This window comes from Variovorax sp. PBL-E5 (assembly GCF_901827185.1).
Taxonomy (GTDB): domain Bacteria; phylum Pseudomonadota; class Gammaproteobacteria; order Burkholderiales; family Burkholderiaceae_C; genus Variovorax.
On record NZ_LR594671.1, the window covers coordinates 3,353,697 to 3,369,979 of the forward strand.

Annotated in this window: 15 protein-coding genes; 6 read left to right on the top strand and 9 right to left on the bottom strand. The window is 67.6% G+C overall.

Features of this window, described 5'->3' with window-relative positions; genetic code table 11:
• Positions 1-60: 60 nt before the first annotated feature.
• The 7 genes from secG to WDLP6_RS16315 all read right to left on the bottom strand — a co-directional run bounded on the left by secG (position 61) and on the right by WDLP6_RS16315 (position 7,748).
• On the bottom strand, positions 61-483 hold the full coding sequence (gene secG, locus WDLP6_RS16285) for a preprotein translocase subunit SecG (protein ID WP_162593178.1): 423 nt from the start codon (positions 481-483) through the stop codon (positions 61-63).
• Between the two features lie 38 nt (positions 484-521).
• Positions 522-1,271 (bottom strand): triose-phosphate isomerase, encoded by a 750-nt coding sequence (gene tpiA / locus WDLP6_RS16290; RefSeq protein WP_162593179.1) that lies wholly within the window; start codon positions 1,269-1,271, stop codon positions 522-524.
• A 9-nt stretch (positions 1,272-1,280) separates the two neighbouring features.
• On the bottom strand, positions 1,281-2,279 hold the full coding sequence (locus WDLP6_RS16295; protein WP_162593180.1) for an NAD(P)H-quinone oxidoreductase: 999 nt from the start codon (positions 2,277-2,279) through the stop codon (positions 1,281-1,283).
• Between the two features lie 82 nt (positions 2,280-2,361).
• Positions 2,362-4,689 carry a polyribonucleotide nucleotidyltransferase gene (gene pnp / locus WDLP6_RS16300; RefSeq protein WP_162593181.1) on the bottom strand — a complete coding sequence of 776 codons (2,328 nt, stop codon included), beginning with the start codon at positions 4,687-4,689 and terminating at the stop codon, positions 2,362-2,364.
• Positions 4,690-4,907: 218 nt separating this feature from the next.
• Positions 4,908-5,174 (bottom strand): 30S ribosomal protein S15, encoded by a 267-nt coding sequence (gene rpsO, locus WDLP6_RS16305; protein WP_007837783.1) that lies wholly within the window; start codon positions 5,172-5,174, stop codon positions 4,908-4,910.
• 114 nt (positions 5,175-5,288) lie between these two features.
• Positions 5,289-6,446, bottom strand: coding sequence for a pyridoxal phosphate-dependent aminotransferase (locus tag WDLP6_RS16310; protein ID WP_162593182.1), 1,158 nt, complete (start codon positions 6,444-6,446; stop codon positions 5,289-5,291).
• 21 nt (positions 6,447-6,467) lie between these two features.
• Positions 6,468-7,748, bottom strand: a complete 1,281-nt coding sequence (locus tag WDLP6_RS16315) for a branched-chain amino acid ABC transporter substrate-binding protein (RefSeq protein WP_162593183.1) — start codon at positions 7,746-7,748, stop codon at positions 6,468-6,470.
• 125 nt (positions 7,749-7,873) lie between these two features.
• Between WDLP6_RS16315 and WDLP6_RS16320 the strand changes: the two genes are divergently transcribed.
• Together WDLP6_RS16320 and WDLP6_RS16325 are read left to right on the top strand one after the other, a co-directional pair.
• Positions 7,874-8,251 (top strand): Hsp20/alpha crystallin family protein, encoded by a 378-nt coding sequence (locus tag WDLP6_RS16320; protein WP_162593184.1) that lies wholly within the window; start codon positions 7,874-7,876, stop codon positions 8,249-8,251.
• 209 nt (positions 8,252-8,460) lie between these two features.
• Positions 8,461-9,195, top strand: a complete 735-nt coding sequence (locus WDLP6_RS16325) for an esterase family protein (protein WP_232077084.1) — start codon at positions 8,461-8,463, stop codon at positions 9,193-9,195.
• Here the strand turns inward: WDLP6_RS16325 and tsaD are convergent.
• Positions 9,143-10,192 (bottom strand): tRNA (adenosine(37)-N6)-threonylcarbamoyltransferase complex transferase subunit TsaD, encoded by a 1,050-nt coding sequence (tsaD, locus tag WDLP6_RS16330; RefSeq protein WP_162593185.1) that lies wholly within the window; start codon positions 10,190-10,192, stop codon positions 9,143-9,145. The two genes, WDLP6_RS16325 and tsaD, sit on opposite strands and share 53 nt — an antisense overlap.
• Positions 10,193-10,291: 99 nt before the next feature.
• Here tsaD and WDLP6_RS16335 point away from each other — a divergent pair, with 99 nt between their 5' ends.
• From WDLP6_RS16335 to WDLP6_RS16350, 4 genes are all read left to right on the top strand, one after another.
• Positions 10,292-11,548, top strand: a complete 1,257-nt coding sequence (locus WDLP6_RS16335; protein WP_162593186.1) for a nitrate regulatory protein — start codon at positions 10,292-10,294, stop codon at positions 11,546-11,548.
• Positions 11,549-11,782: 234 nt separating this feature from the next.
• Positions 11,783-13,027 carry a CmpA/NrtA family ABC transporter substrate-binding protein gene (locus WDLP6_RS16340; RefSeq protein WP_162593187.1) on the top strand — a complete coding sequence of 415 codons (1,245 nt, stop codon included), beginning with the start codon at positions 11,783-11,785 and terminating at the stop codon, positions 13,025-13,027.
• A 10-nt stretch (positions 13,028-13,037) separates the two neighbouring features.
• Complete coding sequence (ntrB, locus tag WDLP6_RS16345; protein WP_162593188.1) at positions 13,038-13,955, top strand: nitrate ABC transporter permease; 918 nt, start codon at positions 13,038-13,040, stop codon at positions 13,953-13,955.
• Entirely contained in the window at positions 13,952-14,761 is an 810-nt protein-coding gene (locus WDLP6_RS16350; RefSeq protein ID WP_162593189.1) for an ABC transporter ATP-binding protein, read from the top strand. Before ntrB ends, WDLP6_RS16350 begins: the two co-directional genes overlap by 4 nt.
• Positions 14,762-14,803: 42 nt before the next feature.
• Here WDLP6_RS16350 and WDLP6_RS16355 read toward each other — a convergent pair whose 3' ends face one another.
• A complete protein-coding gene (locus tag WDLP6_RS16355; protein ID WP_162593190.1) occupies positions 14,804-16,084 on the bottom strand; it encodes an ANTAR domain-containing protein in 1,281 nt (426 codons plus the stop codon).
• Positions 16,085-16,283 lie beyond the last annotated feature (199 nt).

The window sequence follows — 16,283 nt, forward strand, 5'->3', positions numbered from 1 at the left end:
TTAGAGTTTACCCTGAAATGCGGTCGTTTTCACTCGACGGCCGCATCGATCACGCGCGGATCACTTGCTCGGGATCTGGCCAGCGCCCGAAGCAGGTGCAGCCGGCGCCGACGCCGCGGCGCTCGCGGCCTGCGCGGCAGGTTCGCTGCCCGCAGGGATCTGCCCTGCCGCATTCGAGGCCGCGGGTGCCGGCGGCGGTGCGGCGATGGCCGCGCGTTCGAGCAGGCTGCCGCCGCCCGAAGGCTGCGCATGACCGAAGTAGGCCAGCATCAGCGTGCAGGCGAAGAAGACCGCAGCGAGCACCGCCGTCGTGCGCGAAAGAAAGTTGGCGCTGCCGCTGGCACCGAAGAGACTGCCCGCACTGCCGCTGCCGAAGGCCGCGCCCATGTCGGCGCCCTTGCCGTGCTGGATCAGGATCAGGCCGATCATCGCGAGCGCGGTGAGCATCTGCACGCCCACCAGGATATTGAGGACCACGTTCATTCGTTCTAACTCCTAATTGATTGGCCGTCGCGCCCGCATCAGCGCGCCGCGGCAATGATCTGCAGAAAATCGGGCGCCTTCAGCGATGCGCCGCCGATCAGGCCGCCGTCGATATCGGCCTGCGCCAGCAGCTCGGCCGCATTGGCGGCGTTCATGCTGCCGCCATAGAGAATCCGGATGCCGGCGGCGTGTTCGCTCGCGGCATGGTGCAGCTGTGCGCGCAGCAAGGCATGCACCGCCTGCGCCTCGTCGGGTGTCGCGGTCTTGCCGGTGCCGATGGCCCACACGGGCTCGTAGGCAACGACGACTTCGCTGATGCAATGGCCGTTGACATGGATCACCGCCGCGAGTTGCCGCTTGACGACGTCCTCGGTCTGCCCCGCTTCGCGCTGTGCCAGCGTTTCGCCGACGCAGACGATCGGCGTGATGCCGTTGGCGAGCGCAGCGGCGGTCTTGGCAGCCACCGCCTCGTCCGTCTCGCCGTGGTACTGGCGGCGCTCCGAATGGCCGACGATCGCATAGCGCACGCCGAAGTCCTTCAGCATCGCAGCCGATTGCTCGCCCGTGAACGCGCCTTGCGGCTGGGCCGACAGGTCCTGCGCGCCAAGCGCGATCGGCGAGCGCGCGACCAGCGCCTGCACCTGCGCCAGGTACGGCGCTGGAACGCACACCGCGACCTCGCAGGCGGGCGTGCCGATGCCCTGCAGCAGGGCCTTCACCAGCGCCTCGTTGGCGCCGAGGCTGCCGTTCATCTTCCAGTTTCCGGCGATCAGCTTCTTCTTCGTCATGCCATCTCTTCACCAGGTCAGCACGATCTTGCCGATGTGCTGATTCGATTCCATCAACGCGTGCGCCTGCGCGGCGCCGCTCGGCTCGCCGCCGGCAGCGAAGCTGCTGTGGACCACGGGCTTGACCGCGCCGCTTTCGAGCAGCGGCCAGACCTTCTCGCGCAACGCCTTGGCGATCGAGCCCTTGAAGGCGATCGGCCGCGGACGCAAGGTCGAGCCGGTGACCGTGAGCCGCTTGCGCAGCACCATGCCGGCGTTGAACTCGCTCTTGACGCCGCCCTGCACCGCGATGATCACGAGGCGACCGTCTTCGGCCAGGCATTCGATCTCGCGCGCGACGTAGCTGCCGGCGACCATGTCGAGCACGACGTCTACACCCTTGCCGCCGGTGAGGCGCTTGGCCTCCGCGACGAAATCCGCGGTCTTGTAGTTGATCGCATGGTCGGCACCGAGCTTGCGGCAGGCTTCGCACTTGTCGTCGCTGCCCGCGGTGACGATCACGGTGGCGCCGAGCGCCTTGCCGAGCTGGATCGCCGTCACGCCGATACCGCTCGAGCCGCCCTGGATCAGCAGCGTCTCGCCCTTCTGCAGGCGGCCGCGTTCGAACACGTTGCTCCAGACGGTGAAGAAGGTCTCGGGCAGCGTGGCCGCATCGGCATCGCTCCATCCCTTGGGCACCGGCAGGCATTGCGCGACGGGCGCCGCGCACAGCTCGGCATAGCCGCCGCCGGCGACCAGCGCGCACACGTGGTCGCCGATCTTGAATCCAGCATCGGCCATTGCCTTCGCGTCGCCCGACACGATCTCGCCGGCCACCTCGAGGCCCGGCAGGTCGGAAGCGCCCGGCGGCACCGGATAGTTGCCGGTGCGCTGCAGCACGTCGGGCCGGTTCACGCCGCTCGCGGCCACGCGGATCAGCAATTCGCCCGCGCCCGCGACCGGCGCAGGACGTTCCACCACGCGCAGCACCTCGGGGGCACCGAACGATGTGATTTCAATGGCTTTCATGGTTTTTCCTGGCAGCGCCCGGCGGGCGGAAATCGCTGGTTCCACGACGCGCGGCGGCGTTGCAGCCGCCGCGCGCACCTCATCAGGATTGATGCTCGCCGCGATGGGCGTCCTGCGGCAACGGCTGTTGCTCAACCACCTGCTCGGCCTGTTGTTCACCGCCGCGCTCGTTGTTGTTCTCGAAGCGCGGTGCGCGCTCGGGACGCGGCGGACGATCGCCACGGTCGCCACGGTCGCCGCCGCGATCACCACGGTCGGAACGCTCGCGACGCTCGCGGTCTTCGCGCGGCGGACGGTCGTTGAACTCCATGCCGGCCGGACGCTCGGTCAATGCCTTCATCGACAGCTTGACGCGGCCCTTCTCGTCGGTCTCGAGCACCTTGACCTTGACGATCTGGCCTTCGCTCAGGTAGTCGGTCACCTTCTCGACACGTTCGTGCGCGATCTGGCTGATGTGCAGCAGACCGTCCTTGCCGGGCAGCAGGTTGATCAGCGCGCCGAAGTCGAGGATCTTGGTGACCGGGCCTTCGTAGACCTTGCCGATCTCGACTTCCGCCGTGATCTGCTCGATGCGCTTCTTGGCCATCTCGGCCTTCTCGGGATCGGTCGAGGCGATGGTGATGGTGCCGTCCTCGTCGATGTTGATCTGCGTGCCGGTTTCCTCGGTCAGCGCGCGGATCACCGAGCCGCCCTTGCCGATCACGTCGCGGATCTTCTCGGGGTTGATCTTCATCGTGAACAGGCGCGGCGCGAAGCTCGAGACCTCGGCCTTCGCCTCGCCCATCGCTTCCTGCATCTTGCCGAGGATATGCATGCGCGCTTCCTTGGCCTGCGCCAGCGCGACCTGCATGATTTCCTTGGTGATGCCCTGGATCTTGATGTCCATCTGCAGCGCGGTGATGCCGTTGGTCGTGCCGGCCACCTTGAAGTCCATGTCGCCCAGGTGATCCTCGTCGCCCAGGATGTCGGTCAGCACCGCGAAGCGGTTGTCTTCCTTGATCAGACCCATCGCGATGCCGGCCACGTGCGCCTTCATCGGCACGCCGGCGTCCATCATGGAGAGACAGCCGCCGCAGACCGAAGCCATCGACGAGGAACCGTTCGACTCGGTGATCTCGGACACGACGCGGATGGTGTAGGGAAACTCGTCCTTGCTCGGCAGGCATGCCACGAGCGCGCGCTTGGCCAGGCGGCCATGGCCGACTTCGCGGCGCTTGGTCGAGCCCATGCGGCCCACTTCGCCGGTGGCGAAGGGAGGCATGTTGTAGTGGAACAGGAAGCGGTCTTCGTATTCGCCCATCAGCGCGTCGATGCGCTGCGCGTCGCGTTCGGTGCCGAGCGTGGTCACGACCAGCGCCTGGGTTTCGCCGCGCGTGAAGAGCGCCGAGCCGTGGGTGCGCGGCAGCACGCTATTGCGGATCTCGATCGGACGCACGGTGCGCGTGTCGCGACCGTCGATGCGCGGCTCGCCGGCCAGGATCTGGCCGCGGACGATCTTCGACTCGATCGCGAACAGCAGGTCGTTGACCTTGCCGGCGTCGAAGGGCTCGCCGCTTTCCTTGAGCGCGGCCATCACGCCGGCGTTGGCTTCGCGCAGCGCTTGCGTGCGGGCCTGCTTGCTGCGGATCTGGTAGACCGCGCGCAGCTTCTCTTCGGCCAGGCCCTTGACCTTGGCGACGAAGGCTTCGTCTTCGGCCGGCGCCTTCCAGTCCCAGACCGGCTTGCCGGCATCGCGCACGAGTTCGTGGATCGCATTGATCGCGATGTTGGCCTGCTCATGGCCGAACACCACGCCGCCGAGCATGATCTCTTCGCTCAGTTGCAGGGCTTCGGACTCGACCATCAGCACGGCGGCTTCGGTGCCGGCGACCACGAGATCCATCTGCGAATCCTTGCGCGCGGTCTGGCCGGGGTTCAGCACGTACTGGCCGTTGATGTAGCCCACGCGCGCGGCGCCGATCGGGCCGCTGAAGGGAATGCCGGAGACCGACAGCGCGGCGCTCACGCCGATCATGGCGGCGATGTCGGCATCGACCTCGGGGTTGAGCGACAGCGTGTGGATGACCACGTGCACTTCGTTCAGGAAGCCTTCGGGAAAGAGCGGGCGGATCGGGCGGTCGATCAGGCGCGAGGTCAGCGTCTCATGCTCGCTGGGCTTGGCTTCGCGCTTGAAGAAGCTGCCGGGGATCTTGCCCGCGGCATAGGTCTTCTCGATGTAGTCGACGGTCAGCGGAAAGAAGTCCTGGCCGGGCTTGGCGGTCTTGGAGGCGACCACGGTGGCCAGCACCACGGTTCCTTCGATGTCCACGACCACGGCGCCACTGGCCTGGCGGGCGATCTCGCCGGTTTCCAGCACGACGGTCTTGTCGCCCCATTGGAACGACTTGGTGACTTTGTTGAAGAGGCTCATGTTTAGCTCCTGTTTTGGATGGCGGCCAACCTGTGCGGATCACAGGCCCCGCGGGGGCTGAAGCGCTTTCCAGAACACGATGCCATTCCAGAGAAGCTCGGTTCGAACTTCGATGGAATGACACAGCTTCGCTCTGTCTGGCACTCCGGAAACGATTCGCGAAGTAAAAAACGCCTGAGCTAGCGGACTAACCCAGGCGTTCTTGCATGCGATTCGGCTTACTTGCGCAGACCCAGCTTGGCGATCAGCGCGGTGTAGCGGTCGGCGTCCTTGGACTTCAGGTAGTCCAGCAGCTTGCGACGGCGGCTCACCATGCGCAGCAGGCCGCGACGACCGTGGTGGTCCTTGGCGTGCGTCTTGAAATGCGGGGTGAGTTCGTTGATGCGGGCGGTCAGCAGTGCGACTTGCACTTCGGGACTGCCGGTATCGTTGGCGGCTCGGGCGTTGTCCTTGACAACTTCGGCCTTGATGGAGGCTGCGATCATTGGTTTTTCCTTGTTCCGGGATATTTGACTTGCGGTGTGCGCTGGAACTGCACGCACCGTGCGCTTGGCGGATGCAAAGCCTTGGAATTATAGCTCGAAGGATGGCCCGCCTCTCTAGTGCGCAAGTAACCAGCGTTTGAGGCGGTCGACGCCTTGCACCAGGCGCTCAGGGTCTTTCGATGCAAAGCACCAGCGCAGCCAGCCCTGCGCCTCGGGCGCGAAGGCATTGCCGGGGGCGAGGCCGAGGCCGGCCTCGGCGACCAGGCGCTTGGCGACCGCCAGCGAATCGCCGAAGCCTTCGAGCTCGAAGAACGCGTACATGCCGCCGCGGGGCGGCTGCACGCGGATACGGGGCATGTCGGCCAGCAGCGGCACCAGAGTGTCGCGGCAGGCCTTGAGGTGCGCGACGACGCGCGGCGTGATGTCCTCGCTGTGGGCGAGCGCGGCGACGCCGGCGCGCTGGGTGAACACGCTTGCGCACGAGGTGTTGTATTCGATCAGCTTGCCCATGGCGTCGACCAGCGCCGGCGGCAGCACCAGCCAGCCGAGCCGCCAGCCGGTCATCAGGAAGCTCTTGGAGAAGCTGTGCGCGACGACAAGCCGGTCATCGGCTGCGGCGACATCGAGGAAGCTCGGCGCGCATCCGTTGGCGGTCGACTCGAAGTACAACCGCTCGTAGACCTCGTCGGCCAGGATCCACGTGCCCGTGCGGCGGCAGTGCGCGAGGATCGCTTGCTGCTCGTCGCGCGTGAGCGTCCAGCCGGTCGGGTTGTTGGGCGCATTGACGATCAGCAGCTGGGTCGCGGGGCCGATCGCGGAAAGCAGGGCCTCGAGATCGAGCGTCCAGCGCCCATCCCCCGGCACCAGCGGCACGCAGCGCACGCGCGCACCGAGGATCGCGGGCTGCGCGATCAGGTTCGGCCATACGGGCGTGACCGCAACCACCTCGTCGCCGGCGTCGATCAGCGCCTGCGCGGCGAGCATCAACGCGCTGACGCCCCCCGAAGTGACCGCGATGCGCGATGCATCGACCACCGGGTGATGCGCGCTCATGTACGCCGCGATCGCCTCGCGCAGTTCGGGCAGGCCGAGGTTGTGGGCATAGAAAGTCTCGCCGCGCTGCAGCGACTCGATCGCCGCCTGACGAATCACCTCGGGCGTCACTTCATCGCTCTCGCCGAACCAGAAGGCCAGCACGTCGCTGCGCCCCAGGCCGGCATTGGCGACCTCACGGATCTTGGAGGCTTCGAGGTTGTGAATCGCTTCACGCATCGGATCGGTTCCTTCCGGCCATCAAGGTCTTTGCATCTTGCAGGTGGTCGGCATCTCGGCCTGCTCGGCGGTGAGCGTCTTCACGACGCGAAAGCCGTAGCCGGACCCTTCGACGTCGAACTTCACGCCGGGCGCGCCCTGCCTGTCCATCACGCCGACCACCAGCGGCTGCTGGAACTGATGGTCCGCGGCCCGCATGCGGCCACGCTGTCCCGCGACGGTGACGTCGGCCTGTTCGAGCGCACGCGCCACGGCCACGGTGTCGACGCTGCCCGCGCGCTCCATCGCCTGCACCAGCGCCTCGACCATCAGCCGCATGCGCATGTGGACATAGTCGTCGGCGGGCTTCGGGAAGCGTTCACGGAACGCGCGATAGAACGCTTCGGATTCGGGCGTCGGCACGTTGGGCAGCCAGTCGGCGACGGCCAGCACGCGGCCGATGCCGGCGTCGCCGATCGCCGCCGGCGCGCCGAGCGCATTGCCGTAGAAGGTATAGAAGGTGCCGTTGAAGCCGGCCTCGCGCGCCGCCTTGACGAGCAGCGTGAGGTCGTTGCCCCAGTTGCCGGTAATCACCGCCTGCGCGCCGCTCGCGAGGATCTTGCTCGCGTAGGGCGCGAAGTCCTTCACGCGGCCCATCGGATGCAGTTCGTCGCCGACGATCTGCACGTCGGGTCGCAGCACGCCGAGTTCGCGCCGCGCCTCGCGCAGCACGGCCTGGCCGAAGCTGTAGTCCTGGCCGATCAGGTAGACGCGCTTGAGCGCCGCATCGCCCTTCACCACGTCCATCAGCGCCGCCATGCGCATGTCGGCATGCGCGTCGAAGCGAAAGTGCCAGAAGCTGCAGCGCTCGTTGGTGAGGATCGGATCGACCGCCGCATAGTTGAGGAACAGCACGCGCCGCGACAGGTCGCGCTCGTTGTTCTTGTCGATGGCATCGAGCAGCGCGGCGGCGGTGGCCGACGAGTTGCCCTGCAGCACGACGCGCGCGCCGTCGTCCATCGCGGCGCGCAAGGCCGAGAGCGCTTCCTCGTTCTGCCCCTTGCTGTCGTAACGGTCCAGTTGCAGCGGCCGGGCGCCGCCGGGCAGCTTGACGCCGCCGCGCGCATTCACGCGTTCGACAGCCCACAGGATGTTGCGGAAGACGGCCTCCCCGGTGTTGGCGAAGGGCCCGCTCATGCTCTCGATCAGCGCCAGCCGGATGGGCGCCGCGGACTGGGCATGCACCTGCGCGATCGCCGGTGCGCATAGCGCCAGGGCGCCGATTTTCAAGGCCCTTCGGCGCCAAATAAAGCTGGAGTTCATTGTCTTGAAACGCGCGCCGCCATGCCTAGATGAAGTGGCAAGCGGCACTCAGGTTGAAACGCCGCGCAGTGTACGGGACACACATTCCTTGTCCCTCTCGTTGTGTTCATTCAGGAGTCTTCACCATGTTTTTCGCACCCGCCATTCGCACCTCCCGCTTCGTTCCGCGCACCTACGACCGCAGCTTCGAGCGTTTCGTGAACGATGCCTTCTCCACCGCCACCGCACGCCAGGCGCTCAATGTCGAGCAGGATGAAAAGACCTGGACCCTCGCGCTCGACGTGCCGGGCCTCTCGCGCGAAGACCTGACGGTCGGCATCGAAGGCGCCGTCGTGCGCATCGACAGCAAGGCCGACGCCAAGCGCCAGTTCAAGGCCGCCTACGAGTTGCCGCAGGACATCGACGTCGCCGCCAGCGAGGCCAAGCTCGAGAACGGCGTGCTGACGCTGAAACTGGGCAAACGGGTGCCGGTCAGCAACGCGGCGCAACTTGCGATCAACTGATCCGTCTGCGCCTTCAAATCAAAAAAACCACAATATCCGGGTCGGTAACTTTTTGTTGCCGGCCCGACTTCATTTGATCTGACAATAAGTGCGGATAACGTCACGTTTTGTGGCGGTTTTTTCAATGCTGTACTCAAAATCTGCGTTCGCTTGCCGGGCCTCGAAAGCCGCGGGTGAGGAGCACAAGACGAAGCGCCATGAAAACGCACTTGAAATTCGCAAACGACGGTTCACGCTCGGAAACCCTCCTGGTGTTCCTGCCGGGTGCATTCCTGAAGCCTGAAGAGTTCGAGCGCGAAGGATTCGTCAACGCCGTGCGGGAACGCGACCTGGCCGCCGACGCGCTGCTCGTCGACGCCGACGTGTCGTACTACTACGACCAGACCTTCATCGAGCGCCTGCAGCAGGACGTCATCCAGCCCCAGCGGGCGCTGGGCTACAAGGCGATCTGGCTGGTGGGCATTTCCATCGGCGGCTTCGGCGCATTGATCCATGAGCTCGCCAAGCCGGGCACCGTCGACGGCATCGTCGCGCTGGCGCCCTACCTGGGCCGGCGCCCGATCGGCGCCGAGATCCAGAAGGCCGGCGGCCTGCGCAGTTGGAAGGCGCCCGAGGGCCCGCCGCCGGACGAGGAAGTCGACCGCAAGCTCTGGCCGTGGCTGCAGCAATATGCCTCCCCCAAGCCCGCCAAGGGCCTGCCGCCGCTTTACCTGGGCTTCGGCCTGAGCGATCGCTTCGCGGCCAACCATCGCCTGCTGGCGGACGCATTGCCGCCCGGCCGCGTGTTCACCACCGAAGGCGGCCACGATTGGCCGCAATGGTCGCGGCTCTGGCGCAAGGTGCTGGACGTGCTGCCGTTGCCCGCGCACGGCAAGGACATCGCGCCGCAGCCTAGGCGGCCAGCGCTGGAGCGGCCAGCGACGCCAGCGGCCATCGCGGCTTGACGTCGAAGGCATAGCGCTCGGCTGCCGCCTCCACACCGGACTGCAGGCGCATGGCCGCGGCCATGGCGATCATGGCGCCGTTGTCGGTGCACAGGTGCAGCTCGGGGTAGTGCACACGCACGCCGCGTGTCGCGCAGGCGGTGTTCAATTGCTCGCGCAGCGCGCGATTCGCACCCACGCCGCCAGCCACCACCAGCCGTCCCAGGCCGGTCTCTTCGAGCGCGGCCAGCGACTTCTTCAGTAACATCTCCACGATGGCGGCCTGCGTCGATGCGGCGAGATCGGCCTTGCGGGCTTCGAGCTCGCTGCCGAGCTTCTTCGCCTGCGTGAGCACGGCCGTCTTCAGGCCGGCGAAGGAAAAGTCGAGGTCGCCGCTGTGCAGCAGCGGCCGCGGCAGCTTGAACGCCGTGGCGTCGCCCTGCTCCGCCAGCTTGGCCAGCCACGGGCCGCCGGGATAAGGCAGGCCCATCAGCTTCGCGCTCTTGTCGAAGGCTTCGCCGGCCGCGTCGTCGATGCTTTCGCCGAGCAGCATGTAGCGGCCCACGCCATCGACGCGCATCAGTTGCGTGTGCCCGCCCGACACCAGCAGTGCGACGAAGGGAAATTCGGGCGGATCCGCGCTCAGGAACGGCGACAGCAGATGCCCTTCGAGGTGGTGCACGCCGAGCACCGGCCGGCCCAGTGCAGCACCCAGCGCGCAGGCCACACCGGCGCCCACCAGCAGCGCGCCCGCCAGGCCCGGCCCGCGCGTGTACGCGACCACGTCGACCTCGGCCAGCGTTCGGCCGGCTTCGTCGAACACCGCCTGCGCGAGCGGCAGCACGCGGCGGATGTGGTCGCGGCTGGCCAGTTCAGGCACCACGCCGCCATAGGCCCGGTGCATGGCGATCTGGCTGTGCAGCGCGTGCGCGGCCAGACGCGGCAGGCCGCTGGCATTGGCTTCCACCAGGGCCACGCCGGTTTCGTCGCACGACGATTCGATTCCCAGGACGAGCATGCGGCGAGTGTAGGGGGCGCCCGTTTTCGGGGCACGAATGTTGCTCCATGCCCCTATGCCCTCCTCCCGGACCCGCGATCCGCGCCCCTGCAGTGCCCGATGACGAAATCCGGCCCGAATTTCCTGATGGCCGCACTGCGCTGCGAGATCGACGCGCTGGAGCAGCTCGCACGCACCAGCGAACTGGTCGGCACCATCGGCCGGCTGGTCCATGCGCTGCAACGCGAGCGCGGGCTGTCGAACCTGCTGCTGGGTTCGCGCGGCCAGGGCTTCGCGGTCCAACGCAGTGCGCAAGTCGTCGAATGCGTGCGGATGGAGCAGGCGGTGCGCACCGGTTTCGATCGGCTCGAAACGGACGCCGGCCGCATCGGCAACGGCGCCCGCCTCTTCAGCCGCATCGCCTGGGTGCTGCCCGGCCTGGACGCCCTGCCCGCGCTGCGCAGCCGCATCGGTGCGACGGAGATCGATGCCGCGCAGGCCACCGCAGCTTTCGTCAAGCTGATCGCCGGGCTCCTCGCGGTCGTGTTCGAGGCGGCCGACGGCGCGACCTCGCCGGAGATCTCGCGCCTGCTGGTCGCGATGTTCAACTTCATGCAAGGCAAGGAATTCGCGGGCCAGGAACGCGCCTGCGGCGCCGCGGCTTTCGCCTCGGGCCACAACGACAGCGCGCGGCAGCAGCACTGGCTGCACCTGATCGAATCGCAGGAGCGTTGCTTCCAGGTCTTCGCCGAGTTCACGGCTTCGCACCCGGGCGAACTCTGGCCCAGCGACCGGCCTGCCCTGCAGTTCGCCGAGCTGGAGCGCTTTCGCCGCATCGCCTGCGCGGCGCCCGCGGGTGTGGCGCTCGACACGGGGCTGAGCCAGGCCTGGTTCGACTGCTCGACGCGCCGCATCGATGCGATGAAGGATGTCGAAGACCGCCTGGCTGCCGATCTGCGGCAGCTGTGTGCGCAGAAGACCGCGCAGGCGCGCGCGGACCTGCAGGTGCACGAGGCGCTGCTGGCCCGGCTGGTGGGCGACGCCGATGCGCCGGCCGACCTGTTCTTCGGCGATGCGGCCGCGTCGCCGCCGTCGGCGGACACGACCGCCTACGGGCGGCAGCTCGAACGCTCGATCCTCGAGATCGTGCAGGAGCAATCGCATCGGCTGCAGGCGATGAGCGACGAGCTCGACACCGTGCGCGCCGCCCTCAACGAGCGCAAGCTGGTCGAGCGCGCCAAGGGACTGCTGATGGCGCACCGCCGCCTGAGCGAGGAAGAGGCGCACAAGATGCTGCGCCGGACCGCGATGAACCAGGGCCGTCGGCTGGTCGAAGTGGCGGAGTCCGTACTTTCAATGGCCGAATACCTGGAATGACTGAAATGGTGCACGAGCGTGCGCTTCGGCTGGCACGCAGCTTGCAATCCCGAGAGCCATAGACCGACGAAGGTCTTCAGACAGGCGGCATCCAACGACGGGTGCGGCCCATCGAACGGACAAAGGCGTCCCCATCCCGCAAGGGCTCGTCATCGAGCGAGCCCCGGCGTGATGAGGACGCCTTTTCGTTTTGCGCTTTCGTGATTTGTCCATTTCCTTTTCGGAGTTCGCCCCATGACCGATTCATTGAAACCCGCACTGAGCCGCCGCCGCGTCCTGCAAGCTGCGGCCGCGGGCGTCGCCGGCCTCGCCCCCGCGCTGCGCGCAGCCGTCTGGGCCCAGGGCTCGGACAAGCCCGAGAAGGAAGAGGTGAAGATCGGCTTCATCCCGCTGACCGACTGCGCCAGCGTCGTGATGGCCTCGGTGCTCGGCTTCGACAGGAAGTACGGCGTCAAGATCGTGCCCAGCAAGGAGGCCAGCTGGGCCGGCGTGCGCGACAAGCTGGTGAACGGCGAACTCGACATGTCGCATGTGCTCTATGGCCTGGTCTACGGCGTGCACGTGGGCGTGGGCGGGCCGAAGAAGGACATGGCGGTGCTGATGGGCCTGAACCGCAACGGCCAGGCGATCACGCTCTCGAAGGCGCTGGCCGACAAGGGCGCGGTCGATGCGCCGTCGCTGGCCAGGGTGATGGCGAAGGACAAGCGCGAATACACCTTCGCCGGCACCTTCCCGACCAGCACCCACACGATGTGGCTCAACTACTGGCTGGCCACGGCCGACATCAGCCCGGTGAAGGACGCCAAGGTGATCGTCGTGCCGCCGCCGCAGATGGTGGCCAACATGCGCGTCGGCAACATGGACGGCTTCTGCGTCGGCGAGCCCTGGGGCCAGCGCGCCATCATGGACAGGATCGGCGTCACCGCGATCACCACGCAGGACATCTGGAAGGACCATCCCGAGAAGGTGCTCGGCACGCGCGCCGAGTTCGTCAAGGCCAACCCGAACACCTGCCGCGCCGTGATGATGGCCGTCCTCGAGGCCGGCAAGTGGATCGACGCCAACCTGCAGAACAAGAACAAGATGGCCGACGTGGTGGCCGAGAAGTCCTACATCAACACCAGCGTCGATGCGATCAACCAGCGCATCCTCGGGCGCTACGACAACGGCATGGGCAAGACCTGGGACGACCCCAACCACATGAAGTTCTTCGACGACGGCGCGGTCAACTTCCCATACCTGTCCGACGGCATGTGGTTCCTGACCCAGCACAAGCGCTGGGGCATCCTGAAGGAGCACCCGGACTACCTCGCGGTGGCCCGGCAGATCAACCAGATCGATCTCTACAAGGAGGTCGCCGGCGCGATGAAGGTCGGCGTGCCGAAGGATCCGCTGCGCACCAGCAAGCTGTTCGACGGCGTGGTGTGGGATGGCAAGGACCCGAAGAAGTACGCCGATTCATTCAAGGTCCATGCCTGAGGAGCCTGCCATGGTCAGTGCCGTCTTCCATGCCCCGCCCCTCGATGCCGGCCAGCCCAGGCCGGTCGCGGCCGCGCCGGTGCGCCCGATGATGTCCGCCGCGCCGCAGCAGGCCGCGAACGCAACCATGGCGCGCGCACCGCGCGATTTCAACCTGCTGTGGCAGCGCGTGCTGCCGCCGCTGCTCGGCTTCGCGCTGCTGGTCCTGGTCTGGGAGCTGGTGGCGATGAAGAGCAGCAACGGCTTTCCGTCGCCGCTGCAGACCTGGAAGGAAGCGCTGGTCGTGTTCAGCGATCCGTTCTACAGCAACGGACCCAACGACCAGGGCGTGGGCTGGAACGTGCTCTCGTCATTGCGGCGTGTGGCGCTCGGCTTCGGCCTGGCGGCGGCGGTCGGCATCCCGGCCGGCTTCGCGATCGGGCGCTTCGACTTTCTCGGGCGCATGTTCAATCCGCTCATCAGCCTGCTGCGGCCGGTCTCGCCGCTGGCCTGGCTGCCGATCGGCCTGCTGGTCTTCAAGGGCGCGAATCCGGCGGCCATCTGGACCATCTTCATCTGCTCGATCTGGCCGATGATCATCAACACGGCCGTCGGCGTGCAGCGCGTGCCCGGCGACTACATGAACGTCGCCCGCGTGCTGAATCTTTCCGAATGGAAGGTCCTCACGCGCATCCTGTTTCCCGCCGTGCTGCCCTACATGCTGACCGGCGTGCGGCTGGCCGTCGGCACCGCGTGGCTGGTGATCGTCGCGGCCGAGATGCTGACCGGCGGCGTCGGCATCGGCTTCTGGGTCTGGGACGAGTGGAACAACCTCAACGTCGCCCACATCATCATCGCGATCTTCGTCATCGGCATCGTCGGGCTGGTGCTCGAGTTCGCGCTGATCAAGGTCGCCACCGCATTCACGTTCGAGGAGGTGAAGGCATGAACGACGATGGCAAGTACATCGCGATCCAGGGCGTCGAGCAGCGCTTCAGGACGCCCAAGGGCAGCTTCCTCGCCTTGCGCGACATCGACCTCGATGTGGCCAAGGGCGAGTTCGTCACGCTGATCGGCCACTCGGGTTGCGGCAAGTCGACGCTGCTGAACCTGATCGCCGGCCTCGGCACGCCGACCCGAGGCGTGCTGCTGTGCGCCAACCGGGAGATCAAGGGCCCCGGCCCCGAGCGCGCCGTGGTGTTCCAGAACCATTCGCTGCTGCCCTGGCTCAGCTGCTTCGAGAACGTGTACCTCGCGGTCGAGCGCGTGTTCGCGGCGACCGAGAGCAAGGCGCAGCTGCGCGCGCGCACCGACGCCGCGCTGGCGCTGGTCGGCCTCGCGCCGGCCGCGCAGAAACGCCCCGGCGAAATCTCCGGCGGCATGAAGCAGCGCGTCGGCATCGCGCGCGCGCTGTCGATGGAGCCCCGGGTGCTGCTGATGGACGAGCCCTTCGGCGCGCTCGACGCGCTGACCCGCGCCCGGCTGCAGGACGAACTGCTGGCGATCGTGCACAAGACGCGCAGCACGGTGGTGATGGTCACGCACGACGTCGACGAAGCGGTGCTGCTGTCGGACCGCATCGTGATGCTGACCAACGGCCCGGCGGCCACCATCGGCGAGGTGCTGCGCGTCGATCTTGCGCGTCCGCGCGATCGCGTCGAACTGGCCGAGGATGCAGCCTACCTTCGCGCCCGCAAGGCCGTGATCGATTTTCTCTACACGCGCCAGGCGCACGTGGAGCAGGCCGCGGCCTGAACGCCCGCACGCGCACCGCCCGACGCCGCGCGCACGACGGAGTCAGGACATGATGACCTGCAGGCTGTGCTCGTACGAAGCCGTGAGCTGCTCGAAGGTCGCGACCAGCGCATCGCTGGCGCGCACCAGCGCGGCGCGCCCTTCGGCACTGTCGGCGCCGTGCACGCCGCGCACCAGCAGCAGCCATTCGTCGCGCGCCGCCGCCAGCTCGGCGCGGATCGCGGGCGAACTCAGCGGCGCGCGCTCGAGTTCGAGCAGCGCCGCCTCGAACGCGTCCATGGTCGCCACCAGCCGATCGCGCGCGCCATGCGCCGGGGCCATCGATGCCAGCAGCGCATCCTTGGCCAGCCGTTGCACGCGCATGCGCTGGCGGCCGCAGATGTTGACGATGCGCAGCGCGCGCCGCCCGCCGGAGGCCTCCAGCACATCGGTCAAGGCCTCGGCCGCGACCAGCAAGGCTTCGGCGCCGGCGTCGATCCCAACCAGCGCGGACGGCGCCATGCGGGCCGCGAGCGCCGTCGCCAGCGCTTGCCAGGCCTGCCGCGCATCGGCCAGCGCGCGCGTGCCGGCCGCGTCGAGCGCGAGCGTTCCGAGATGATCGAGGTTGGCCTGCACCCGCTCGGCCGATTCGGCGCGCAGCGCCCTGCTGCGCCGCGCATCGATGCCGGCCACCGATTGCGCGGCCAGCCGCGCCAGGCGCTGCGAGAGCATGCGCAACTGGCCGGCGCGGTTGACCGCATCGGCCCATTGCGTGGCCTCGACCACCGAGCGCGAGACCTCGCCCAGGCGCAGGTTGGCATGCATCGCGGCGCCGCGAAGCAGGCCGAAGGCCTCGTCTTCCCCGATGCCGCGCGCAGCCATCAGCAGGCCCTTGGCGCGATCGATCCACTTGCGTTCGTCCAGACGGGTGCGCATCGCGCCGAGTTCGGTGCGCAGCACGGCCTCGCGCTGCCACCGCGCCGCTGCCCGCGCGAGCAGCGCACGCAGCGCATCGGCATCGAGGGTGTCGATCGCTGTCCAGGCCTGCACGCCGAGTGTCACCAATGCCTCATGCAGCGCGCCATCGAGCGGCGCGCTGGCCAGGCTCAGCGCGCACGGCGGTGCACCGGACCAGGCCTGCAGTGTCTCGAGCAGCGCGGGCATCGGCGCGGACCAATGGATCAGTACATGCTGCGGCGCCAACGCGCGGACCTGGCGCCCCATGTCGCCATGGCCGACGCAGCCGATCAGCACGAGCCCGGCCTGTGCAAGGATCGCGCGCAAGCCCTCGGGCAGTTGCGGGTCGACGGCTTCGTCCGGCAGGACAACAAGAAGGGAATTCATCGCGAGGCGTTGGACAGACACACGAGCATAGGACACGAGGGCCGGCGCAGGCAGGCATGCGTCTTGCGTCATGGAGACGGCGGTGTAACGAAGCACCGCTTTGGTGAAGACGCGGTCCCGCGTCCCTTTCGGCCGCACGCGCGCCGGACACCCTTCACGCCGGCAGCGTCAGCAGCCGCCGGCACACCGCCCACCCCTG